Annotated in this window: 9 protein-coding genes and 1 pseudogene; 4 read left to right on the top strand and 6 right to left on the bottom strand. The window is 75.3% G+C overall.

Going from position 1 to position 25,409, the window contains the following annotated elements:
* Positions 1-54: 54 nt before the first annotated feature.
* The 3 genes from HCN08_RS17675 (at position 55) to htpX (ending at position 4,616) form a co-directional block, all read left to right on the top strand.
* Complete coding sequence (locus tag HCN08_RS17675; protein WP_167984076.1) at positions 55-2,103, top strand: APC family permease; 2,049 nt, start codon at positions 55-57, stop codon at positions 2,101-2,103.
* 163 nt (positions 2,104-2,266) lie between these two features.
* The gene (locus HCN08_RS17670) at positions 2,267-3,595 is read left to right on the top strand and encodes a class I SAM-dependent RNA methyltransferase (RefSeq protein WP_167984075.1); all 1,329 of its coding nucleotides are present in this window, start codon (positions 2,267-2,269) and stop codon (positions 3,593-3,595) included.
* 118 nt (positions 3,596-3,713) lie between these two features.
* Complete coding sequence (gene htpX, locus HCN08_RS17665; protein WP_167984074.1) at positions 3,714-4,616, top strand: zinc metalloprotease HtpX; 903 nt, start codon at positions 3,714-3,716, stop codon at positions 4,614-4,616.
* Between the two features lie 8 nt (positions 4,617-4,624).
* Here the strand turns inward: htpX and HCN08_RS17660 are convergent, their stop codons facing one another.
* From HCN08_RS17660 to HCN08_RS17645, 4 genes are all read right to left on the bottom strand, one after another.
* Complete coding sequence (locus HCN08_RS17660) at positions 4,625-5,950, bottom strand: MFS transporter (protein WP_407648828.1); 1,326 nt, start codon at positions 5,948-5,950, stop codon at positions 4,625-4,627.
* 364 nt (positions 5,951-6,314) lie between these two features.
* A complete protein-coding gene (locus tag HCN08_RS17655; protein ID WP_167984072.1) occupies positions 6,315-6,986 on the bottom strand; it encodes a response regulator in 672 nt (223 codons plus the stop codon).
* Complete coding sequence (locus HCN08_RS17650) at positions 6,983-8,149, bottom strand: sensor histidine kinase (RefSeq protein WP_167984071.1); 1,167 nt, start codon at positions 8,147-8,149, stop codon at positions 6,983-6,985. The genes HCN08_RS17655 and HCN08_RS17650 overlap by 4 nt, the downstream gene beginning before the upstream one ends.
* Positions 8,150-8,187: 38 nt before the next feature.
* Positions 8,188-8,757: a hypothetical protein gene (locus tag HCN08_RS17645; protein WP_167984070.1), complete on the bottom strand. Its 570-nt coding sequence runs from the start codon at positions 8,755-8,757 to the stop codon at positions 8,188-8,190.
* A 196-nt stretch (positions 8,758-8,953) separates the two neighbouring features.
* Between HCN08_RS17645 and HCN08_RS17640 the strand changes: the two genes are divergently transcribed.
* On the top strand, positions 8,954-10,189 hold the full coding sequence (locus HCN08_RS17640; RefSeq protein ID WP_206318905.1) for a cytochrome P450: 1,236 nt from the start codon (positions 8,954-8,956) through the stop codon (positions 10,187-10,189).
* A 108-nt stretch (positions 10,190-10,297) separates the two neighbouring features.
* Here the strand turns inward: HCN08_RS17640 and HCN08_RS17635 are convergent, their stop codons facing one another.
* Together HCN08_RS17635 and HCN08_RS17630 are read right to left on the bottom strand one after the other, a co-directional pair.
* Complete coding sequence (locus HCN08_RS17635) at positions 10,298-13,528, bottom strand: type I polyketide synthase (RefSeq protein WP_167984069.1); 3,231 nt, start codon at positions 13,526-13,528, stop codon at positions 10,298-10,300.
* A 115-nt stretch (positions 13,529-13,643) separates the two neighbouring features.
* Positions 13,644-25,388 (bottom strand): annotated as a pseudogene (locus HCN08_RS17630) (SDR family NAD(P)-dependent oxidoreductase); the annotation flags it as partial.
* Positions 25,389-25,409 lie beyond the last annotated feature (21 nt).

Below are 25,409 nucleotides of genomic sequence, written 5' to 3'. Positions count from 1 at the left end.
GCCTCCATTGCACGGGCGCTCCCGCAGGCGTGTGCGATCCCTTAACATCGCGGGGTGTCCAAACTGACCGACCTGCCGAAACGGATCCTCATCGGCCGGGCGTTGCGCAGCGACAAACTGGGCGAGACGCTGCTCCCCAAGCGGCTCGCGCTTCCCGTCTTCGCCTCCGACCCGCTGTCGTCAGTGGCGTACGCACCGGGCGAGGTGCTGCTGGTCCTGTCCATCGCGGGGGTGTCGGCCTACCACTTCAGCCCGTGGATCGCGGTCGCCGTCGTGGTGCTGATGTTCACCGTCGTCGCGTCCTACCGGCAGAACGTGCACGCCTACCCCTCCGGCGGCGGCGACTACGAGGTCGCCACCACCAACCTGGGACCGCGCGCCGGCCTCACGGTCGCCAGCGCCCTGCTGGTGGACTACGTCCTCACCGTCGCGGTGTCGGTCGCCTCGGGCATCGAGAACCTCGGCTCGGCGGTGCCGTTCTTCGTCACCCACAAGGTGCTCGGCGCGATCGGCATGATCGTGCTGCTGATGCTGATGAACCTGCGCGGGGTGCGCGAGTCCGGCACGATCTTCGCCATCCCGACGTACGCCTTCGTCTTCGGCGTCTTCTGCATGATCGCCTGGGGCGTGCTGAAGATCGCCACCGGGCACGACATGCACGCGCCCACCGCGGGCTTCACCATCCACGCCGAGTCCTCCGGGATCGGCGGCTTCGCGCTGATCTTCCTGCTGCTGCGGGCCTTCTCCTCCGGCTGCGCCGCGCTCACCGGCGTCGAGGCGATCAGCAACGGCGTGCCCGCCTTCCGCAAGCCCAAGTCGAAGAACGCCGCGACGACGCTGGCGGCCATGGGCCTGCTGGCCGTCACCATGTTCTGCGGCATCATCGCGCTGGCGATAAACACCAAGGTGCGGATGGCCGAGAACCCGGCGACCGACCTGCTGGACCACGGCAGGCCGGTCGGCTCCGGATTCACCCAGGACCCGGTCATCGCCCAGGTCGCCGAGGCCGTCTTCGGCCACAACTCGATCCCGTTCGTCTTCCTGGCCGCGGTCACCGCGCTGGTCCTCTTCCTGGCCGCGAACACCGCCTACAACGGCTTCCCGGTGCTCGGCTCGATCCTCGCGCAGGACCGCTACCTGCCGCGCCAGCTGCACACCCGCGGCGACCGGCTCGCCTTCTCCAACGGCATCGTGCTGCTCGCCGGCTTCGCCTGCGTCCTGGTCTACATCTACGGCGCCGACTCCACCCGGCTCATCCAGCTCTACATCGTCGGGGTCTTCGTCTCCTTCACCCTCAGCCAGACCGGCATGGTCCGGCACTGGAACCGGCTGCTGCGCATCGAGACCGACCCGGCCAAGCGCCGCCACATGGTCCGCTCCCGGGCCATCAACAGCTTCGGCGCCTTCCTCACCGGCCTGGTGCTGGTCATCGTGCTGCTGACGAAGTTCACCCACGGCGCCTGGGTCGCCGTCCTCGGCATGTGCGTCTTCTACGCCACCATGACCGCGATCCGCCGCCACTACACCCGGGTCTCCGACGAGATCGCCGCCGAGGAGGAGCCCGGCGACGACTACGTCCGCCCCTCCCGGGTGCACTCCATCGTGCTGGTCTCCAAGCTCCACAAGCCCACGCTGCGGGCCCTGTCGTACGCCAAGCTGGTGCGCTCCGACACCCTGGAGGCACTGAGCGTCAACGTCGACCCCGACGACACCCGGGCCCTGCAGGCCGACTGGCAGCGGCGCGGCATCGACGTACCGCTGAAGGTCCTCGACTCGCCCTACCGGGAAATCACCCGGCCGATCATCGACTATGTCAAGGGCCTGCGCCGCAACAGCCCGCGTGACGTGGTCGCCGTCTACATCCCCGAATACGTCGTCGGCCGCTGGTACGAGCACCTGCTGCACAACCAGAGCGCGCTGCGGCTCAAGGGCCGGCTGCTGTTCACGCCGGGCGTGATGGTGACGTCCGTGCCGTACCAGCTGGAGTCCTCCGAGCTCGCCCGGGTCCGGGCCCGCCGCCGGGCCGACTGGAACGCGCCCGGCTCGATCCGCCGCGGCCCCGTACACCACCACCAGCCGCGGGAGAAGGCCCGCGAGCACTGAGCGCTGCTCGCTTTCCGGAGGCGGGGGCTGCCGACGGTCCGGGGGCTGCTGACGGTCCGGGGGCCTACGGCTCCGCGGGCCGGGCTCGCGGTTCGGGGGGCGGGCGCAGGACCCGTACAGTGGACTGTCGCCCACCCCGCAGCACACCTGGAGCAGCAGCGCCATGCAGACCGAGCCCGCCTTGTCACTGGTCGGCCAGGAGTACGAGGTAGAGATCGGGCCGGTGGCGCACGGCGGCCACTGCCTGGCCCGCAACGAGGCGGGCCAGGTGCTCTTCGTCCGGCACGCGCTGCCCGGCGAGCGGGTCGTGGCCCGGGTCACCGAGGGCGAGGAGGGGGCCCGCTACCTGCGGGCCGACGCCGTACGCGTCCTGACCGCGTCCAAGGACCGCGTCGAGGCGCCCTGCCCCTTCGCCGGCCCCGGCCGCTGCGGCGGCTGCGACTGGCAGCACGCCGCGCCCGGCGCCCAGCGCCGGCTGAAGGCCGCCGTCCTCACCGAGCAGCTGGCCCGGCTCGCCGGGCTCACCCCGCAGGAAGCCGGCTGGGACGGCACGGTGGAGCCGGCGCCCGGCGACAAGGTCGCCAAGGGCGAGGTGCCCGCGTGGCGCACCCGCGTGCAGTACGCGGTGGACGCCGAGGGGCGGGCGGGCCTGCGCCGGCACCGCTCGCACGACGTCGAGGTCATCGACCACTGCATGATCGCCGCGCCCGAGGTGTCCGAGCTCGGCGTCGAGGCCCGGCAGTGGCCGCAGATCGCCTCCGTCGAGGCGATCGCCGCGACCGGCTCGAACGACCGCCAGGTCGTGCTGACCCCGCGCCCCGGCGGGCGGCTGCCCATCGTGGAGCTGGACCGCCCGGTCTCGGTGCTGCGGATCGGCGAGCGCGACCAGGCCGTGCACCGCGTCCACGGCCGCGACTTCGTGCGCGAGCGCGCCGCGGGCCGCACCTGGCGGGTCGGCGAGGGCGGCTTCTGGCAGGTCCACCGGCAGGCCGCCGACCTGCTGGTCGAGGCCGTCATGCGGGGCCTGATGCCGCGCAAGGGCGACATGGCCCTCGACCTCTACTGCGGTGTCGGCCTGTTCGCCGGGGCGCTGGCCGAGCGCGTCGGCGAGCAGGGCGCCGTCCTCGGTATCGAGTCCGGCAGGCGGGCCGTCCAGGACGCCCGGCACAACCTCCAGGACCTGCCCCGGGTCCGCGTCGAGCAGGGCAAGGTCGACCACGTCCTGCCCCGTACCGGCATCACCGAGGCCGACCTCGTCGTCCTCGACCCGCCCCGCACCGGCGCCCGCCGCACCGTCGTCGACCATGTCGCGGGCCTGCGCCCGCGCCGTATCGCCTACGTTGCCTGCGACCCCGCCGCCCTCGCCCGCGACCTCGCCTACTTCGCCGAAGCCGGCTACCGCCCGGTGACCCTGCGTGCCTTCGACCTCTTCCCGATGACCCACCACATGGAGTGCGTCGCGATCCTCGCGCCGGTGAAGAAGGGCTCCTGACGGCGGGCGGGCCGCCGGGCGGGCCGCCGGGCGTGCCGGCGCGGCATGCTGGAAGGAGGGGGAAAGGTGCATTCCGGTCCGCCGGCGGTCGTCGGGGGGCCGGTGGGAGGCGGTGTCCATGCGTTCTCGCTTCGCGCCCGACCGGCAGCTGACCGTCCGGATGGTGGCGGTCGTCTTCCTGCTCGGGCTGGTGTACGTGGCGTTCGTCGCCGCGCTGGTCGCGCTGCTGAAGTCGATCGTGCTGGTGGTGGTCGTGGTCGCGGCGCTGCTGGCCGCGCAATACTGGTTCTCCGACCGCATCGCGCTGTTCGCGATGCACGCCAAGGCGGTCACGCCGGCCGAGGAGCCCGAGCTGCACGGGGCGGTGGACCGGCTGTGCGCGCTGGCCGACATGCCCAAGCCGGTGGTCGCGGTGTCGGGGACCGACCTGCCGAACGCCTTCGCCACCGGACGCAACGCCGACCATTCGGTGCTGTGCGTGACCAGGGGGCTGATGCGGCGGCTGGACCGGGGCGAGCTGGAGGGCGTGCTGGCCCATGAGCTGTCGCATGTCGCGCACCGGGACGTCGCGGTGATCACCATCGCCTCGTTCATCGGCGTGCTGGCCGGGCTGCTGGTGCGGTTCGCCTTCTACTCCGAGCTGTTCGGCGGCCGGCGCCAGGACCAGAACACCGCCGCGCTGCTCGCCCTCGTCATGGGGGTCTCGGTGCTCGCGTACGCGCTGGGCTTCCTGCTGACCCGCGCCCTGTCCCGCTACCGGGAGCTGGCCGCCGACCGCTCCGCCGCGCTGCTCACCGGGCGGCCGTCGGAGCTGGCGTCCGCGCTGGTCAAGGTCAGCGGCGACATCGCCCGGATCCCGACGGAGGACCTGCGGACGGCCCGGTCCTTCAACGCCTTCTTCTTCACCCCCGCGCTGCGCGAGGACTCGCCGCTGGCCACCGCCTTCTCCACCCACCCGAGCCTGCAGCGCCGGCTGGACGCGCTGGCCAGGATCTCCGCGGAGCTCGGCCGGCCGGCCTGAGTTCTTCCTTACGCCGGGGGTGGTTCTGCCGGGGGCGCGGCTGCCGGGGCCGCGTCCCGCGGCGCCGGGAGCGTACGGCCCAGCCGGGCGAGCGGGGACAGCGCCATCACGGCGGGCGACAGCAGCATCCCGGCGGCCGTCACCGCCAGGCCGGTGCGCAGCCCGCACACCTGGGCGAGGAGACCGCCGAGCAGCGAGCCGAGCGGGGCCAGGCCCATGCCGGCGAAGGTGATCGTGGCCGCGACCCTTCCCTGCATACGGTCCGGGGTGACGGCCTGCCGCACGGCCATGACCGTGACGTTGACCAGCTGGCCGACCGCGCCGAAGGCGAAGTTCACCGCCACGACCGCGGGGACCGTCAGGGCGGCCGGGCCGTGCAGCGCGGGCACGCACAGCATCACCCCGTCACCGAGCGCCGCCGCCGTCACCAGGACCGTGCCGTGGCCGAAGCGGCGGGGCAGCCGGGCGGCGAGCAGTGAGCCCAGCAGCGCGCCCGGCCCCGTCGCGGCGAGCGCCAGGCCCACGGCGGTGCCCGAGAAATGCAGCTCGCGGGGCAGGAAGAGCAGGTAGACGGTCATGGTGGCCGCGAAGAAGAACTGGAAGGCCGCCGAGGCCGCGCCCACCGCCCGCAGCGCGGGGTCACGGGCGACAAAGCGCAGGCCCTCGTGGATCCGCCGCCGGACCGGGGCGGGGCGCTCCGCGCGCTCGGGGACGGACTCGCTGCCGCGGATCCGCCGGATCGTCAGGAACGACAGCACGAAGAACGGCACGCTCGACGCGACGGCGACCGGCGCGGGCAGCGCCGACACCCACGCACCGCCGAGCGCCGGGCCGCCGATCTGCGCCGCGGACCGGCTGCCCTCCAGGGCGCTGTTGCCCCGCACGAGCTGGTCGCGGCGCACCAGCCGCACCAGGGACGCCTGGTACGCCACGTCGAAGAACACCGACAGGGCGCCGATCGCGACGGCCACCGCGAACAGGGCCGGCAGGCCCAGCACGCCGAGCACCCCCGCGACGACCGCCGCCCCGAGCACCACCGCCCGGCCGGCGTCGGCCAGCACCATCACCGTCCGGGTCCGCCACCGGTCCACCCACGCGCCCACGAACAGCGACAGCACCAGCACCGGCGCCTGCCCCGCCGCCCGCAGCAGCCCCAGCCCGCCGGCTCCGGTGCCCAGCGTCAGAACGGCGAGCAGCGGCAGGACCACGAGATTCGCCTGCTCCCCGAGCTGGGAGGCGGTCTGCCCCACCCACAGCCGACGGAAGTCGGCATCCCGCCACAGCGATGGAACCGGACGGGACACGTCGGACAGGGCACGGGAAGCGGACGGCACAGGGACCCCTTGAGCTGCTGAGAACGAGGATCCGCCACCCGGGCACGGCAACCGCATGCGTGGGGTGGGGCGGGGAGGGCTCGCTGTGCCACTTCGCTGGCGGCACGCGATGACAGGGCCGGCGACGGCCTACGACGTCAACGCGCGCCCGGACGACCGGGCATCTCTCAACTCCTCGCGAGGGTTCTCGGGCTTGGCCGAACCCTAGCGGGGGCGCCGGGCGGCGGAAACCGATTTACCGCGGGCGGCGGGGCGGGCCGGCGCCCGGGGCAGGCGGGCGTGTTGGCCGGGTGGGCATGCGAACCCTGCGGGCCGGGCAGGTGCGCAGGCCGGGTGGGCTGGCGTGGCTTGGGCGGGCGGTGGGTCAGTCGTTGGGGGTGCGGTCTGCCAGGCCGTGGTGCCAGGCCCAGGCGATGAGGGTGGCGCGGTCGTCCATGGCGAGCTTGGCCAGGACGTGGTTGAGGTGTGTCTTGACCGTTGCCTCGCCGACGACCAGCTCCTTCGCCACCTGGCGGTTGTTCAGGCCCTGCGCGACGAGCCGTACGACGTCGATCTCCCGGCGGGTCAGCCCCTCCGCCTCGGGCGGCATCCCGGGCGCGGGCGTCGGGGACGGGTCGGTGACGACCAGTTGCACCAGGCGGCGCTGCACGGCGGGGTCGAGCACCGTGCGCCCGGCCGCGACATCACGCACCGCGGCCAGCAGCGCCTCGCCGGTGGCGTCCTTGGTCAGGTAGCCGCCCGCCCCGGCCCGCAGCGCCGGCAGCACCGCGTCGTCGTCGGCGTATGTGGTGAGGATCAGCACCGGTACGCCGATCTCCGCCGCCGTGACCCGCGCGGTCACCTCGGCGCCGTCCAGCAGCGGCATCCGCAGGTCGACCAGGGCCACGTCCGGGCGCAGCTCCGCGGCCAGCCGTACCGCCGTACGCCCGTCGCCCGCCTCGCCGACCACCTCGATGTCCTCCGCCGAGGTCAGCAGCAGCACGACCCCGTCCCGTACCACCGCCTGGTCGTCGGCGACCAGCACCCGAATGGTCACTTCTCCGCCTTCCCGCCGGCTTCCCCGGGGCCGCCCGGCGCGACCGGCACCCGGACGCCGATCCGCCACCCCGCGCCGCCGGGCTCGGGTCCCGCCGCCAGCGTGCCGCCGACCGCCTCGATCCGCTCGGCCATGCTGCGCAGACCCGTACCGCCGCCCTTGACGCCGGAGGGCCGGCGGCCGGCCGGCAGCCCGCCGTCGCGCACGCCGACCAGCAACTGCCGCTCCTCCCACGCCATGCGGACCTCGATCGTGCTGCCGGTCGCATAGCGCGCCGCGTTCGTCATGGCCTCCTGGACCGCACGGTACACGGCGTGCCCGGTCTCGGGCGCGAGCGGCCGGGGCCGGCCGGTGACCTCCAGGCGCGCCTCGCCGGGGAAGCCCGCGACCAGGCCCTCGACGGCCTCCACCCCGTAGGAGGGCGCCGCGCGCAGCGCCCCGACCGCGGCCCGCGCCTCCTGCACGCCGTCCCTGGCCAGCTGCGCCGCCCGGTCGATCGGCCCGGTCAGCGCCGGCGGCGCGCCCTCCCGGCCGGCCACCGCCCGGATCGCCTGCAACTGCACCGAAAGCCCCGCCAGGCTGTGCGCGAGCACATCGTGCATCTCCCGGGCGATCCGGTTGCGCTCCTCACCGGCCGCGGCCTCCCGCACCGCGTGCCGGGACGCCTCCACCTCCGCCAGCAGGGCCAGCGCCCGGTCCCGCTCCACCTGCACCGCCTCGTGCTCGACCGTCCGGTCGGCGACGAACCAGGCGCCCGTCCCCGCCAGCAGCCCGGCGTAGCTGTCGGACACCGCCGCGATCGTGACGCCGAAGCCGACCGAGACCACCGCGATCGCCGCACCCCGCGACGGGCCGGCCGGCAGGCTCAGCGGCAGGACCGACGCGCCGGCCAGCACCGGGATCAGCCCGAGGCCCTGCGGCGCCACGACGGTGATGGCCAGGCCCGTGCCGATCACGACCGCCACGGCCACGGCGGACAGCTCGGCCGGCACGATCCGGCGGCGCAGGAACAAGGCCAGCTCGCCGCACACCGCCAGGACCGCCACCGCGATCGTCGCCGCAGTCCCGGAGGCGGCGACGACCGAGAACGCCCCGCCGGCGATCACGGTCGCCGCCCCGGCCGCCTCCCGTCGTGAGACCGGCTGCCGGCGGACGCTCACCATCCGCGCGGCCCCCTTCCCGTACCGTCACATCCCGTCACTTACGCCTCCTGGCGGGTTCGCTCCCGGGCGGCCGTGTCGCGCCCGGGCACCAGTGTCGTCGATCGGGCCCGCGCGACACGGCTGCTGAGGACCTGGCCGCGGGCGACGATCGTGCCCAGCCGGAAGATGACCTCGCCGAACGCCATGAGTATCAGCGCGGCCACCCACGCCTGGGCGCCGGTGATGTCGTGCGCCACGGAGAAGTGGCCCAGATGCCGCTCGCCCGAGGCGTGCGAGGACCACACGGCGAACCCGAGGCGGAAGCCCATGCTGATCACCCACAGCGCCGCCGCGCCGATCCCGGCCTTGATCCGGACGTGCCCTTCGGCGTACCTGACCCGGGTGAGCAGGCCGCCGGCCACGCCGAAGGCGACTCCTATCCCGGTGAAGAGCCCGATGAGGACGAGGTCGTTTCCCGCCGTCGGCACGTCGTGCAGGTAGCGGCTGGCCGCCCAGCCGACGAGCGCGAGCGGCAGCAGGATCGTCCGGGCGGTGAGCCGCTCCTCGCGCATCTGGCGGAAGACCACCAGCAGCAGGGCGATGTCGATGATCCAGTCGGAAGTCGTCATGCTTCGAATATCGGCCGTGAGCGCTCCGATTCCCTCAACCCTCGGGTGGAACGCAGGTGGAAATTCGCCCCCCACCCGAGGGTGGAGAAGTGTCACGCACGGTGACCGCGAGCGGGTCCGCGGCCGGATTTAGCGCGGCTTTACCGGGGCTGCTCATCATGCTCGTCACCAATGCCGGGTGGGCGAGGGGGCCTTCATGAGTACGGTCGGGGTCGGCGCGGGTGGGGCGGTGACCGAGGCGCTGCCGCGGTTCCCGATGGCCAGGGGGTGCCCGTACCACCCGCCCGCCGGATACGCGGAGCTGCGCGAGGAGGGGCCGCTCGCCCAGGTGCAGCTCTACGACGGGCGCGTCGCGTGGGTCGTCACCGGATACGCCGAGACGCGGCAGCTGCTGGTGGACCCGCGGCTGTCGTCGGACCGCAGCCGGCCGGACTTCCCGGTGCTGGTGCCGCGGATGGCGGCCACGAAGCTGACCGCGCTGGTCGGCATGGACCCGCCCGAGCACGACGTGCTGCGCCGCATGCTCATCGGCAGCTTCACCGTCAAGCGCGTCAACGACCTGCGGCCGGCGATCCTGCGGATCGTCACCGAGCGGATCGACGCGGTCCTGGCGGCCGGCCCCGGCGTGGACCTCGTGCCGGCCTTCGCGCTGCCCGTGCCGTCCACGACGATCTGCCTGCTGCTCGGCGTCCCCTACGAGGACCACGAGTTCTTCGAGGAGCAGACCCGGCAGATGCTCATGGCCACCAGCACCGCGCAGGAGGCCGCCGACGCCAGCGCCACGCTCATCGCGTACTTCGAGCGGCTGGTCGTCGACAAGCAGGCGCGGCTCGCCGCCGGGGCCCGGCCCGAGGGACTGCTCGACGAGCTGATCACCGAGCGGCTGGACACCGGTGAGCTGGAGCGCGACGTGCTCTCCACCATCGCGATGTTCATGCTCGTCGCCGGCCACGAGACGACCGCCAACATGATGGCGCTGAGCGTCCTCACCCTGCTCGAACACCCCGAGCAGGCCGACAGGTTGCGCGCCGACCCGGCCGTCGCGCCGGGCGCCGTCGAGGAGTTGCTGCGGTTCCTGTCGGTCGCCGACGAGATCCAGCGGGTGGTCAAGGCCGACATCGAGATCGCCGGGGTCGTGCTGCGCGAGGGCGACGCGGTCTACCTGCCCAACGCCGCCGCCAACCGCTCCGCCGAGGTCTTCGACGACCCCGACACCTTCGACGTGCTGCGCGGGACGCGCCACCACCTGGCCTTCGGCTACGGCGTCCACCAGTGCATCGGGCAGAACCTGGCCCGCGCGGAGCTGGAGATCGCGCTGCGCGAACTGGTCACCCGCATCCCGACGCTGCGGGCCGCCGCGCCCGTCGACGCGCTGGGCGTCAAGCCCGGCGGGTCCGTGCAGGGCATCCTGCGGCTGCCCGTCGTCTGGTAGCGCGGCGCGAGGACTCCCGGCCTGCGAGGCGCTGGTCCGGGTGGGGTGCACAACGGGAGCCGGCCCCCTGGAGAAGGGGCCGGCTCCTTCGCGCTGCCACCGGGCCGGTCACGCCGCGGCCATCTGCTCCTCCAGGAACCCGGCGACCGCCGCCGGCGTCGGGTAGTCGTACAGCAGCACCGGCGGCAGCAGCAGCCCGGTCACCTCGCACAGCCGGTTGCGCACCTCCAGCGCGGTGAAGGACGAGAAGCCGATCTCCAGGAAGTTCGCCTCCGCGTCGATCGCGTCCGCCGAGCCGTGGCCCAGCACGTCGGCGGCGTGCTCGCGCACCAGGTCCAGCAGCGACGCCTCCCGCAGCGCGGGCGTCAGCGCGGTGACCTCCGCGCGCGGCGCGGGCCCCGCGGGGACGTCCACACCGGTCCACCAGTGGCGGGTGTGCTCGAAGGGGTATGTCGGCAGGTCCGCGGGCGGCAGCGGGCCGGTGCCGCCGGTGTCGTACCAGGCGTCCCAGCGCACCGGCGCGCCCACCGTGTGCAGCCGTGCCACGAGCGCGGCCAGCGACTCGCGCGCCGGCCGGTCCCGTACCAGGGCGGGCACCGCGACCGGCTCCTCGTCCGGCAGCACGCCCGGCACCATCGACGTCAGCACCGCGTCCGGGCCGACCTCCACATACGCCCGTACGCCCGCCGCGTGCAGGGTGCCCATGGCGTCGGCGAACCGTACCGGCGACGTCAACTGCCGTGCCCAGTAGCCAGGTTCGCGCAGCTCTTCGTACGTCAGCGGTGCGCCCGTCACGTCCGAGACCAGGCCGAGCGCGGGCGGGTGGAAGGTCAGGCCGGCCACCACCGCACGGAAGGGCTCGACCGCGCCGTCCATGTGCGGGGAGTGGAAGGCGTGGCTGACCCGCAGCCGCTTGGTGCGCCGGCCACGCCCGGCGAAGACGGCACCGACCGCCTCGACGGCTGCCGCGTCGCCCGAAACCACGGTGGCCCGCGGCCCGTTGACCGCCGCGACCGCCAACGCGCCCTCGATGCCGGCGAGCACGGCGGCGACCTCGTCCTCGGACGCCTCGCACGCGAGCATCGCGCCGCCCTGGGGCTGCGCCTGCATCAGCCGCCCGCGCGCGGCGACCAGCCGTACGGCGTCCTCCAGCGAGAACACGCCCGCCGCATAGGCCGCGCTCACTCCGCCCAGCGAGTGGCCGGCGACATGCTCGGGCGCGCCCAGCAGGTGGGTCAGCAGCCGGTGGAGGGCGGCCTCGACCGCGAAGAGCGCGGGCTGCGCATAAGCCGTGCGGTCCAGCGCCTCGGCCTCCGCGCTGCCCGGGGCGGCGAACAGCAGCTCGCGCAGGGGCCGTTCGAGGTGCGGGGCGAAGGCGTCGCACACCTCGTCCAGCGCGGTACGGAAGAGCGGGTACGCGGCTGCGGCGTCGGCTGCCATGCCGGGGTACTGGCTGCCCTGCCCGGTGAACAGGAAGGCCACGGGCACCCGCCCGCCCGCCGTCCCGCGCACCGCGTGCCGCGACGCCCGCCCGGCGGCGAGCGCCCCGAGCGCGGCCAGCCGCGCGTCCCGCCCGCCGGGCAGCACGACCGCCCGGTGCGCGAACGCCGTCCGCCCGAGCGCCAGCGTCCGCCCGACGCCCACGGCGTCCAACTCCGGCTCACCCGCGAGCCGTTCGAGCAGCCGCCCGGCCTGCGCCCGCAGGGCGCTTTCCGTCCGGGCGGACAACGGCCATACGGCGGAGGCGTCTTCGGCGCCGGTGGTGGCCTCCACGGAGGCCGGGGTGAACTCGGAGCTGGCGGAGGCGGCCCGCCCGGGCACGGAGTCCGCAGCCGCGGCGTCCGGCTCCCCAGCCGACGCCTGCGCGGGCGCGGCCCCTGCGTCGGCGGCCCCCGCGAGCGTTGCCCCGGCGGCCGGCGTGCCCGGCTTCGTGCCGGAGGCAACGGGCTCCGCCGGGGCCTCCTCCAAAATCACGTGGGCGTTCGTGCCGCTGATGCCGAAGGACGACACGCCCGCGCGCCGCGGCCGGTCCGGGGTCGCCGGCCACGGCACGTCCGAGGTCAGCAGCTCGACGCCGCCGCGCTCCCAGTCCACGTGCGGCGTCGGCTCGCCGACGTGCAGGGTGCGGGGGAGCAGGCCGTGGCGCAGCGCGTGGACCATCTTGATCACGCCCGCCGCGCCCGCCGCGGCCTGCGTGTGGCCGATGTTCGACTTCACCGAGCCGAGCCGCAGCGGCCGGTCCGCAGGGCGGCCCGCGCCGTACGCGGCGAGCAGCGCCTGCGCCTCGATCGGGTCGCCGAGCACCGTGCCGGTGCCGTGCGCCTCGACGGCGTCGACGTCGTGCGGATGCAGCCGCGCGTCGTCGAGGGCGGCGCGGATGACCCGCTCCTGGGCGGGGCCGTTGGGGGCCGTCAGGCCATTGGACGCGCCGTCCTGGTTGATCGCGGAGCCGCGCAGCACGGCCAGCACCGTACGGCCGGCCCGGCGCGCGTCGGACAGCCGCTCCAGCAGCACCAGCCCGACGCCTTCGGAGAAGCCGGTGCCGTCGGCCGCCGCCGAGAACGCCTTGCAGCGGCCGTCGGGCGACAGGCCGCGCTGCCGGCTGAACTCCACCAGCAGCACAGGCGTCGCCATGACCGTCACGCCGCCCGCGAGCGCCAGGTCGCACTCCCCGCGGCGCAGCGACTGCGCGGCCAGGTGCATCGCGACCAGCGCGGACGAGCACGCCGTGTCCAGCGTGACCGCCGGGCCCTCAAGACCCAGGTGGTAGGCGATCCGGCCGGAGGCCACGCTCGTGGCGTTGCCGGTCATCAAGTGGCCCTCGTAGCCGTCCGGTACGCGGTCCGGCGGCGGCACGTACGCCTGCGACACGACGCCCGCGAAGACCCCCGTACGGCTGCCGCGCAAACCGCCCGGCGCGATGCCGGCGCGCTCGAACGTCTCCCACGCCACCTCCAGCAGCTGCCGGTGCTGCGGGTCGGCGGCCACCGCCTCCCTCGGGCCCATGCCGAAGAAGGCCGCGTCGAAGCCGGCCGCGTCGTGCAGGTAGCCGCCCTCGCGCGTGTAGGCGGTGCCGGGGGTGTCCGGGTCCGGGTCGTAGAGCGCGTCCAGGTCCCAGCCGCGGTCGTCGGGCAGGCCGCCGACCGCGTCCACGCCGCCGGCGACGAGGCGCCACAGCGCGTCCGGCGAGTCGACCCCGCCGGGGAAGCGGCAGCCGGCCGCCACGATCGCGATCGGCTCGTGCTCCCGGTCCTCCAACTCGCGGATGCGGCGCCGGGCCTGGCGCAGATCCGCGGTGGCGCGCTTGAGGTAGTCGCGCAGCCTGTCCTCGTTGTTCATGCTCCCTCTCCCGAACGTCCTGAACGCTCCATACGCCGTCCCATACGCCGTCCCGCACGCCGCTCCACACACCGTCCCGTACGCCGCATCCGCGGCTCATGTGCCCGTGGCGCGCTCACTGCGCGTCCAACTCCTCGTCCAGCGCGCGGAACAGCTCCTCGTCGGTCGCCGCCGCCAGGTCCTCCTCCTCTTGCGGGGCCGGCCCGGTCGCCGACTCCCACTGCCGCAGCGCGGCCCGCAACCTCTCCCGCAGCGCGGGCAGTTCGGCGTGCTCCGCGGTCACGGACGCGAGCAGCCGGTCGAGTTCGGCCACCGGGTCGGCCTCCGGGACCAGCAGGCCGAGCAGGTGACCGGCGAGCGCCGCGGGGGTCGGGAAGTCGAAGGCCAGCGTCGTCGGCAGCCTGAGCCCGCTGGCCGTGCCGAGCCGGTTGCGCAGCTCGACGGAGGTCAGCGAGTCGAACCCGATCTCCTTGAAGGCCCGTTCGGGCGCGATGTCGTCGCCCCGGCCGTGCCCGAGCACCGCCGCGACCTGGTCGCGTACCAGCGCCAGCAGCAGCGGCTCGCGCTCGGGTTCGCGCAGGGCCGCCAGCCGCTCCGCGAGCGAACGGCCGCCTTCGCCGCCGCCCGCCCGGCCGCCGGCCGCCGCGCGGCGCACCGCGGGCGCCTTGACCAGCGAGCGCAGCACCGCCGGCAGGTCGCCGGACCCCGCGCGGGCCCGCAGCGCCGCCCGGTCCAGTTGCGCCGGGGCCGCGGCGGGCAGACCGGTGGCGAGCGCGGCCTCGAAGAGGGCCCAGCCGTCCTCGAAGGACATCGGGGCGAGCCCGCCGCGCGCGATACGGGCCAGGTCCGTGGCGTCCAGGTGCCCCGTCATGCCGCTCGCGTCGGCCCACATGCCCCACGCGAGCGAGGTCACGGGCAGGCCCTCGGCGCGGCGGTGGGCGGCGAGGGCGTCCAGGAAGACGTTCGCCGCCGCATAGTTGGCCTGGCCCGCGCCGCCGAGCAGCCCCGACATGGAGGAGAAGAGGACGAAGTGCGCGAGGTCGTGGCCGCGGGTCAGCTCGTGCAGGTGCCAGGCCGCGGTCGCCTTCGGCCGCAGCACCGCGGTGACCTTCTCACCGGTGAGCGAGCCCAGCACGCCGTCGTCGAGGACGCCCGCCGCGTGGATCACCGACGTCAGCGGCTGCTCCGCCGGGATCGACGCCAGCAGCCGCGCGAGCGCGGCCCGGTCGGCGACGTCGCACGCCGCGATCCGTACATCCGCGCCCAACTCCGCCAGCTCCGCGGCGAGTTCCGCCGCGCCCGGAGCGTCGGCCCCGCGCCGCCCGGTGAGCAGCAGTTGCCGCACCCCGCGCACCGCGACCAGATGCCGCGCGAGCGACGAGCCGAGGGTGCCGGTGCCGCCGGTGATGAGCACGGTGCCGTGCGGCCCGAAGCCGCCGGCGCCGGGCTCGTCAGCCGCCGGCCGATACGCCGGCAGCGTCAGCACGTTCTTGCCGATGTGCCGCGCCTGGGCGAAGTGCCGGAAGGCGGCGGGCGCTTGGCGTACGTCCCAGGTCGTGACCGGCAGCGGTTCCAGGACACCCCGCTCGAAGAGGTCCAGCACCGCCGCCAACGAGCGGCCGACGGTCTCCGGATCCATGTCGAGGAGTTCGAACGGCTGGTAGGCGACGCCCGGATGCCGCGCGGCGATCTCGGCGGCGTCGCGCAGGTCGGCGATGCCCATCTCGACGAACCGGCCGCCGCGCGGCAGCAGTCGCAGCGAGGCGTCGATGAACTCGCCCGTCAGGGAGTTCAGGACGACGTCCACGCCCGCACCGCCGGTCGCCCCGTCGAAGGCCGGCTCGAAGCCGGTGTCACGGGAGTTGGCGATCCGCTCGGCCGGCAGGCCCGCCGCCCGCAGCACGCCCCACTTGCCGGGGCTCGCCGTGGCGTAGACTTCCGCGCCCACATGCCGGGCCAGTTGCAGCGCGGCGAGGCCGACCCCGCCGGTGGCGGCGTGGATCAGCACGCGCTCCCCGGCGCGCAGGCCCGCGAGCTCCACCAGTCCGTGGTAGGCGGTGGCGAAGACCGCCGGGACTCCCGCGGCCCGCGCGTACGACCAGCCGTCGGGGATACGCGCGAGCAGCCGCCGGTCGGCGACGGCCACCGGGCCGACCGCCCCGGGCACCAGCCCGAACACCCGGTCGCCGACGGCGAGTCCGCTGACGCCCGGGCCGGTCTCCAGGACCGTGCCCGCCGCCTCCGTGCCCAGCGGCGCGCCCACCGGCACGATGCCCAACACGGTCAGCACGTCACGGAAGTTGAGCCCCGCGGCCCGTACCGCGAGGCGCACCTCGCCCGCCCGGAGCGGCGCTTCGGCCGCCGGGTGCGGCGCGGCCCGCAGGTCGTCCGGCGAACCGCCGGGCGTCTCCAGGCGCCAGGCCGCACCGTCCGCGGGCAGCGGCAGCTCCGCCGGCACCGCGGCGGCGGCCAGCCGCGGTACGTATCCGGCGCCGTCCCGCAGCGCCGCCTGCGGCTCCGCGGTGGCCAGGACCGCGGGCAGCGCCCGCAGCGAGGCGGGCGTGCCGTCCCAGTCCACGACGGCGACCCGGCCCGGGTTCTCGGTCGCGGCGCTGCGCAGCACGCCCCACGCGGGGGCCGCCGCGAGGTCCACCGGGTCGCCCGGCCGCACCGCGACCGCCCGCTCGGTGAGGACCACGAGCCGCGCGTACGGCCGGTCGTCGGCCGCGAGCCAGCCCTGGAGCCGGGCGAGCAGCGCCCGTACGCCCTCCTCGACGGCCTCCGGGACGTCGGCCTCCGACTCGCCGCCGCGCCAGGACAGCAGGTCCAGCACCGCGTCGCCGGCCCGTACCGGCGTGCCCAGCACCTCCGGGTCGAGAGCCGCCGCGTCACCCGTGTCGAGCAGCGCGTACGGCGGCAACGGCTCGTCGGTGGCGGCCGGTTGGGGCAGCGGTGTCCACTCCAGGGCGAACAGCGCGTCCCCGGCGGAGGGGTGGGCCGGACGGGTGGGCAACTGGTCCTGCGGGACCGGCCGCAGTGTCAGCTCCCGCGCCTCCAGCACGTCCGCGCCCTCGGGGTCGGCGACGGCAACCGCCACCGTGTCCTGCGCCGGACCGCGCGCGACCGACACCCGCAGCGCCGTCGCGCCCACCGCGTGCAGCCGCACGCCGGACCAGGCGAACGGCAACCGCACGCCCTCGCCGAGGAATTCGCCGAGCGCCAGCGCGTGCAGCGCGGAGTCCAGCAGCGCCGGGTGGACGGCGAACCGGGCCGCGTCCGCGTGCAGTTCGTCGGGCAGCTCCACCTCCGCGTACACCGTTGCGCCGTCCGCCGAGCGCCATGCGGCGGTCAGGTTGCGGAACGCCGGCCCGTACGCGTAACCGAGCCCGGCCAGCCGCTCGTAGAGGTCCTCGGTGTCGAGCGGTGCCGCGCCGGCGGGCGGCCACGGCGTGCCGGTCCCGGACGCCTGCGCCGGGGCGGGAGCCGGGGCGAGCACGCCGGTCGCGTGCCGGGTCCACTCGTCCGCTTCCGCGTCCGGGTCGTCGGGCCGGGAGTGCACGGTGACCCGCCGCCGCCCGGCCTCGTCCGGCGCCTCGGCCGCGACCTGCACCCGTACACCGCCGGCCGCCGTGAAGACCAGCGGGGCCTCCAACGTCAGCTCCTCGACGGCGAGGCCGCCGGCTTCCTGGGCGGCGGTCAGCGCGAGGTCGAGCAGGGCGGTGCCGGGGAGCAGCGGGGTGCCGGTGAGGGCGTGGTCGGTGAGCCAGGGGTGGGTGCGGGGCGCGATGCGGCCGGTGAGCAGCAGCGTGTCGCCCTCGGCGAGGGTCGTGACGGCGGTGAGGAAGGGGTGGTCCGCGGCGGTCAGGCCCAGGCTGCCGGCGTCCGCCTGCGCGGGCGGGCCCTCCAGCCAGTAGCGCTGGTTCTGGAAGGGGTAGGTCGGCAGATCGTGCGGGGGAGTCGCGGCGGCGGGGAGCGCGGCCGTCCACGTGCTGGGGTGGTCGCGGGTGGTGAGGTGGGCGAGGTTGAGGTGGAAGCGGTGCAGGGTGCCGTCGTGGCGCCGCAGGGTCGGGGCGATGAGCGCGTCGGTGCCGGTGTCGGCGAGGGTGTCGGTGAGCGCGTGGGCGAGGACCGGGTGCGGGCTGATCTCGACGAAGGTGGTGTGCCCGGTCTCGGCCAACGCCTGGAGGGCAGGGGCGAGTTGGACGGGGTTGGCGAGGTTGTCGTACCAGTAGGCGGCGGTGAGCCGGGTGGTGTCGAGGGCCTCGTTGTGCAGGGTGGAGTGGAAGGTGATGGCTGAGGTGGCCGGCGCCAGGCCGGTGAGTTGGTCGTGCAGGGTGTCCTTGAGGGTGTGCACGTGCGGGGTGTGCGAGGCGTAGTCGACCGGGATGGCGCGGGCCTGGACGTCCTGGCCGTTCAACGTCTCGACCAGGTGCTGGAGTTCGGCGGCATCCCCGGCGACGACGGTGGAGGTGGGGGAGTTGAGGGCGGCGATGTGCAGGTCGGTGTAGGCGTCCAGGCGGGAGTGCAGGTCTTCGGGTGAGAGGGGTACGGAGGCCATGCCGCCGGTGCCGGCGAGGTGGGCGTGGATGGCCTGGGAGCGCAGGGTGACGACCTTGGCGGCGTCGTGCAGGCTGAGGGCGCCGGCGATGTGGGCGGCGGCGATCTCGCCCTGGGAGTGGCCGACGACGGTGTCGGGCCGCACGCCGTGGTGCTCCCACAGCCGGGCGAGGGCCACCATGACGGCGAACAGGGCGGGTTGGATGACATCGACCCGGTCCAGCGGCGGCGCGTCCGGTGCGCCGTTCAGCACATCCAGCAGGTCCCAGTCGGTGAACTCCCCCACGGCTTCGGCGGCCTGGGTCAGATGGTCGGCGAACACCGGTGACGTGGCGAGGAGTTCGCGGGCCATGCCGTCCCACTGCGAGCCCTGCCCCGGGAAGACGAACACCGTCTTCCCCGCCGATCCCCGCGGCGTGCCCAGGACCACGTCCGGGCTTTCCGCACCCGCCGCCAGGGCCTCCAGTGCCGCCAGCAGCTCCGTACGGTCGTCGGCGACGGCGACCGCCCGGTGGTGCAGCAGCGGACGGCCCTCGGCGAGGACGCGCGCGGCGTCCGCCGGCCGCAGCTCCGGGTGCGCGAGGACGTAGGCGTGCAACTGTCGCGCCTGGTCCCGCAGCGCGGCCTCGGTGGACGCCGACAGCAGCCAGGGCGCGGGCAGTTGCGGTACGGCCGCGTCCGCCGCGCCCGGGTCCGCGGCCACCGCCGCCTCCTCCTGCGCGGCCGGCGGCGCCTCCTCGATCACGACGTGCGCGTTCGTCCCGCTCATCCCGAAGCCGGAGACGGCGGCCCGCCGCGGATGGCCGTTCGGCGCCCACTCCCGGGCCTGCGTCAGCAACTCCACCGCGCCGGCCGACCAGTCGACGTGCGGTGTCGGCTCGTCCACATGCAGCGTGCGCGGCAGCAGCCCATAGCGCATGGCCTGCACCATTTTGATGATGCCGCCGACGCCCGCGGCGGCCTGCGTGTGGCCGATGTTGGACTTCAGCGAGCCCAACCACAAAGGCTCCGCGCGCTCCTGCCCGTAGGTCGCGATGATGGCCTGCGCCTCGATGGGGTCGCCGAGCGTGGTGCCGGTGCCGTGTGCCTCGACGGCGTCCACGTCGGCGGGCGTCAGCCCCGCGTCGGCGAGCGCCGCACGGATCACCCGTTGCTGGGCAGGGCCGTTGGGGGCCGTGAGGCCGTTCGAGGCGCCGTCCTGGTTGGTGGCGGTGCCGCGCACGACGGCCAGCACGTGGTGGCCGTTGCGCCGGGCGTCCGACAGCCGTTCGACCAGCAGCAGCCCGACGCCCTCACCGAAGGCGGTGCCGTCGGCGCCCGCCGCGAACGCCTTGCAGCGGGCGTCCGGCGCGAGGCCGCGCTGCCGGCTGAAGCCGACGAAGATGTCGGGGTGGGCGAGCACCGTCGCGCCGCCCGCGAGCGCCAGGTCGCACTCGCCGCTGCGCAGCGACCGCACCGCCAGGTGCAGCGCCACCAGCGACGACGAGCACGCGGTGTCCACGGTCACGGCCGGGCCCTCCAGCCCCAGCGTGTAGGCGATCCGGCCCGAGGCGATGCTGCCCGCGGCACCGAATCCCAGATAGCCCTCCATGTCGGCCGGCAGCCGCACCCGCGAGCCGTAGTCGGTGTAGACGACGCCCGCGAAGACGCCGGTGCGCGAGCCGTGCAGCGACGTCGGGTCGATGCCGGCCCGCTCGAAGGCCTCCCACGCGGTCTGCAGCAGCAGCCGGTGCTGCGGGTCCATGCTGGTGGCCTCGCGCGGGCTGATCCCGAAGAACGCCGGGTCGAAGCCGTCCGCGTCGTGCACGAAGCCGCCCTCACGCGCGTACGAGGTGCCGGCGTGCTCGGGGTCGGGGTCGAAGAGGTGGTCCAGGTCCCAGCCGCGGTTGCCGGGGAAGGGCGAGATGACGTCGGCCTCGTCCGCGACGACCCGCCACAGGTCCTCGGGCGTGCGCACCCCGCCCGGGTAGCGGCAGGCCATCGCGACGATCGCGATCGGCTCCCCGTCGTACCCGCCGCCGCGCGTCACGCCCCCGGCTGCCGACTCGGCCGCGGCGCCGAGGAGTTCGGTGCGCAGGAAGTCGGTGAGGGCGCGCGGCGACGGGTGGTCGTAGACCAGGGTGCTGGGCAGTTTCAGGCCGGTCGCGGCGGCGAGCCGGTTGCGCAGCTCGACCGCGGTGAGCGAGTCGAAGCCCAACTCCTTGAAGGCGCGGGCCGGTTCGACCGCGCCCTGGTCGGAGTGCCCGAGCACGGCGGCGACATGCGCCTGGATGACGTCCAGCAGCGCCCGGTTCTGCTCGGGCCGCGGCAAGCCCGCGAGCGTCGCGGCGAGCGAACCGCCCGCCGCCGCACCGCCCGTGGCCGCGGTGCGTACGGTCCCGGCGAGCGACCGCAGCGGCGGCGCCAGCAGCCCGGCCTCCGCGGCGGCGGCCAGGCCCGAGCGGTCGAGCCGCGCGGCGAGCAGCGCGGGCCGGGCGGCGCGCAGGGCGAGCCCGGCCAACTCGGCGCTGCGGCCCGCCGCGAAGCGCACCAGGCCGCCGCCGCGAGCCGCGTCGTCGGCCGCCTCCGCGCGCGGGCCCCACCCGACGGAGACCGCCGGCAGCCCGAGGGCCCGCCGGTGGTGGGCCAGCGCGTCCAACTGGGCGCCCACGGCTGCCGCGAGCGCCCGGCCCGTACCGCCGAGCGTCGCCGCCGGCTCCGGCGACAGCACGGTGAAGGACGTCAACTCCTCGCCCAGCGTGAGCTCGTGCAGATTCCAGGCCGCGTCGGCGGCCGTGCCGAGAGCCGCGGCGAAGGCGTCCGGCTCCAGCGACGTCACCAGCTCGCGGGGCTGGGCGGCGGCCACATGGACGACGTCGGTGAGCCGCTGGCCACCCGGCAGCGCGGCCAGCGCCGCGGCGAGCGCGTCCCGATCCGCCGCCGTACCGTCCGCAACGACCACGTCCGCACCCAACGCGGCCAGCTGCTCGGGGAGTTCGTCGTCCGCGCCGAGAAGTACGAGGCGGCGGGCGCCGAGTGCGGCCACCAGGTGGCCGGCGACCGCGGCGGTGAGGTCCCCACCGCCCGACACCAGCACCGTGCCGTCCGCGGCGATGCCCGTGCCGCCGTCGCGCAGGTCCGCATGCGTCTGCCGCACCAGCCGCGGCACCCGGGCGGCGCCGGCCCGTACCGCCGCCTGCGGCTCGCCCGAGGCGACGACCGCCGGCAGGGCGCCGGCCGAGCGCTCCTCGCCGTCGAGGTCCACCAGCGTGATCCGGCCCGGGTGCTCCGACTGCGCGGCCCGCACCAGGCCCCACACCGGCGCGGGGGCCAGGTCCTGCACGTCGTCCGGCCCCGCGGTGACGGCGTGCCGGGTGACGACGACGAGGTGGGCGGCGGTGGCCCGGGCGTCGGTGAGCCAGGCGCGCAACGCCGGCAGGGCGTCGGCGGCGGAGGGGGCGACGAGCACGACGTGGGAGGGGGGTACGGGCGCGGCGGCCTCGTCGGGCCGCGGGTCGGCGCCGGAGCCGTCCGCCGGAGCGAGGGCGTCGAGGACGGCCTCGACGGTGGCGTAGGGCGCTGCCTGGACGCCGGGCAGCCCGCCGCCGACCACCGCCCAGGCGCCAGGCTCCGACGCCCCCTGCGGCAACGGCAGTTCGGGCCAGTCCACGGCGCTGAGCCAGTCCGGGCGCGCCCCGGACACGGCATGCGCGACACCGACCGGCACCGGGGCGAGCACGACCGCCGCAGCCGTCAGCACCGGCCCGCCCGCGGGGTCGTACGCCGCCAGGGCGTACCCCTCCGCCTCACGGGTGAGGGCGACCCGCAGCTCGGTGGCGGCCACGGCGTGCAGCGTGACGTCCTGCCACGCGGTGGGAAGCAGCACGGCCCCGCCCACGCCGCCCGCGCTGGCCAGCACCGGCTGGAGGGCGGCGGCGAGCAGCGCCGGGTGCACGCCGAAGCGGCCGGCCTGCGCGGCGTCCTGCTCCGGGAGCACGACCTCCGCGTACACCGCCTCACCGTGCTGCCACACCTTGCGCAGACCGTCGAAGACCGGGCCGGGCGCGAGCCCGAGGTCGGCGAGCCGGTCACGTATCGCGGCGGGATCGGCCTCGACGGCATCGCGCGGGGGCCATGGCGTGGCCGCCGGCGACGGCTCGGCGGGCGGCGCGGTGGAGGCGGGGGCGAGGACGCCGGACGCGGCCTGGAGCCACGGGAGTTGCAGCGGCGCGGCCTCGTCGGCGTCGTCCGCCTCCTGGTCGACCGGCCGCGCGTGCAGGGCGAGTTCACGGCGGCCGTCCTCACGCGGCGGCCCGACCGTGAGCTGGAGGTCCAGGGCCACGCCGGGCGGCAGCGCGAGCGGGGTGCCGAGCGCCAGCGACTCGACATGCAGGCCGTCCAGCAACTGCGCCGCGTGCAGCGCGAGTTCGAGATGCGCGGTGCCGGGGAGCAGCGGCGTGTCGTGCAGGGCGTGGTCGGTGAGCCACGGGTGCGTGCGGGTCGAGACCCGGCCGGTGAGCAGCAGCGCGTCGCCCTCGGCGAGCGTCGTCGCGGCCGTCAGCAGCGGGTGCCGGGTGGTACGCAGGCCCAGGCTCTCCGGGTCGCCGCCGCCCGCGGCGTCCTCCAGCCAGTAACGGCGGTGCTGGAAGGGGTAAGTGGGCAGGTCGTGCGGGGGAGTTGCCGCGGTGGGGAGCAGGGCGGCCCAGGCTGAGGGCCGGCCGTGGGCGGTGAGGGCGGCGAGGTTGAGGTGGAAGCGGTGCAGGGTGCCGTCGTGCCGGCGCAGCGTCGGGGTGATGAGGACGGGGGCCGCGGCAGCGCTCGTGGTGTCGGTGAGCGCGTGGACGAGGACCGGGTGCGGGCTGATCTCGACGAAAGTGGTGTGCCCGGATTCGGTGAGATCGCGGACGGCCGGGGCGAGTTGGACGGGGTTGGCGAGGTTGTCGTACCAGTACGCCGCGGTGAGCTGCGTGGTGTCGAGGGCCTCGTTGTGCAGGGTCGAGTGGAAGGTGACGGCCGACGCGACGGGCGCCAGGTCCGCGAGTTGGTCGTGCAGGGTGTCGTTGAGGGTGTGCACGTGCGGGGTGTGCGAGGCGTAGTCGACCGGGATCGTACGGGCCTGGACGTCCTGGCCGTTCAACGCCTCGACGAACTCCTGAAGCTGCGCCGCGTCCCCCGCGACGACCGTGGACGTCGGGGAGTTGAGGGCCGCGATGTGCAGGTCGGTGTAGGCGCTGAGCCGCGGCGCCAGCTCCTCCGGTGACAGGGGTATGGAGGCCATGCCGCCGGTGCCGGCGAGGTGGGCGTGGATGGCCTGGGAGCGCAGGGTGACGACCTTGGCGGCGTCGTGCAGGCTGAGGGCGCCGGCGATGTGGGCGGCGGCGATCTCGCCCTGGGAGTGGCCGACGACGGTGTCGGGCCGCACGCCGTGGTGCTCCCACAGCCGGGCGAGGGCCACCATGACGGCGAACAGGGCGGGTTGGATGACATCGACCCGGTCCAGCGGCGGCGCGTCCGGTGCGCCGTTCAGCACATCCAGCAGGTCCCAGTCGGTGAACTCACCCACGGCTTCGGCGGCCTGCGTCAGGTGCTTCGCGAACACCGGTGAGGTGGCGAGGAGTTCGCGGGCCATGCCGTCCCACTGCGAGCCCTGCCCCGGGAAGACGAACACCGTCCTGCCGTGCTCACGCGCCGAGCCCTCGACGACGTTGCCCGAGGGCACCCCCTCGGCCAAGTCCTCCAGCCCGGCCAGCAGTTCGGCACGGTCGTCGGCCACCACGACCGCCCGCCGCTCCAGATGGCTGCGCCCCTCGGCGAGGACACGGGCGGCGTCGGCGGGCACCAGGTCCGGGCGGGCCGCGACGAAGGCGTGCAGCCGCCGGGCCTGGTCGCGCAGCGCGGCCTGCGACGACGCGGAGAGCAGCCACGGGGCGGGGGCCGTGGGCGCGGCGCCCTCCGCCGACTCGGCGCCCTCCCCGTCGCCCGCCAGGGCCTGTTCGAGGACGATGTGCGCGTTGGTGCCGCTGATGCCGAAGGAGGAGACGGCGGCGCGGCGCGGCCGGCCCTCCGGCGTCGCCCACTCCCGCTCGTCGGTGAGCAGCCGGACCGTGCCCTCGGACCAGTCGACGTGCGGCGTCGGCTCGTCCACATGTAGCGTGCGCGGCAGCAGGCCGTGCCGCATGCCCTGCACCATCTTGATGATGCCGCCGACCCCCGCCGCGGCCTGTGTGTGCCCGATGTTGGACTTGAGCGAGCCCAACCACAAAGGCTCCGCGCGGTCCCGCCCGTAGGTCGCGATGATCGCCTGCGCCTCGATCGGGTCGCCCAGCGTCGTGCCGGTGCCGTGCGCCTCCACCGCGTCGATGTCGGCCGGGGTGAGCCCCGCGTCGGCGAGCGCCGCGCGGATCACCCGCTGCTGCGAGGGGCCGTTGGGCGCCGACAACTGCCCGCTCGTACCGTCCTGGTTGACCGCCGAGCCGCGTACGACGGCCAGCACCGGGTGGCCGTTGCGGCGGGCGTCGGACAGCCGCTCGACCAGGATCAGGCCCGCGCCCTCGCCCCAGCCGGTGCCGTCGGCCGTCGCCGCGAAGGCCTTGCAGCGGCCGTCCGGCGACAGGCCGCGCTGCCGGCTGAACTCCACGAACAGGCCGGGTGAGGCGATGACCGTCGCGCCGCCCGCCAGCGCCAGGTCGCACTCGCCGCCGCGCAGCGCCTGGATCGCCAGGTGCAGCGCCACCAGCGAGGACGAGCACGCGGTGTCCACGGTGACCGCGGGCCCTTCGAGGCCGAAGGTGTAGGACAGCCGGCCCGAGGCGACGCTGCCCGCGCTGCCGGTGCCGATGTAACCCTCAAGCCCTTCGGGGGCCTTGCGGATCCGGCCGCCGTAATCCCCGTACATCACACCGGCGAAGACGCCGGTGCGCGAGCCGCGGACGGTCTCGGCGGGGATGCCGGCGCGCTCGAAGACCTCCCACGCGGTCTCCAGCAGCAGGCGCTGCTGCGGGTCGATCGCGACTGCCTCACGTGGGCTGATGCCGAAGAACGCCGGGTCGAACTCGTCGGCGTCGTGCAGGAATCCGCCCTCGCGCGCGTACGACTTGCCGGTCCGCGCCGGGTCCGGGTCGTACAGGCCCGCGGTGTCCCAGCCGCGGTTGCCGGGGAAGGCGGAGACGGCGTCGGTGCCGGACGCGACGACCTGCCACAGGTCCTCGGGCGAGCGCACCCCGCCTGGGTAGCGGCACGCCATGGCGACGATCGCGATCGGCTCGTGCCGCTCGGCCTCTCTGTCCGACAGGCGCTGCCGGGTCTGCATCAGGTCGTTCGTCACGCGCTTGAGGTAGTCGCGCAG

The organism is Actinacidiphila epipremni (assembly GCF_012034175.1).
Taxonomy (GTDB): Bacteria; Actinomycetota; Actinomycetes; order Streptomycetales; family Streptomycetaceae; genus Actinacidiphila; species Actinacidiphila epipremni.
This window is presented reverse-complemented; position numbering and strand designations above follow the sequence as displayed.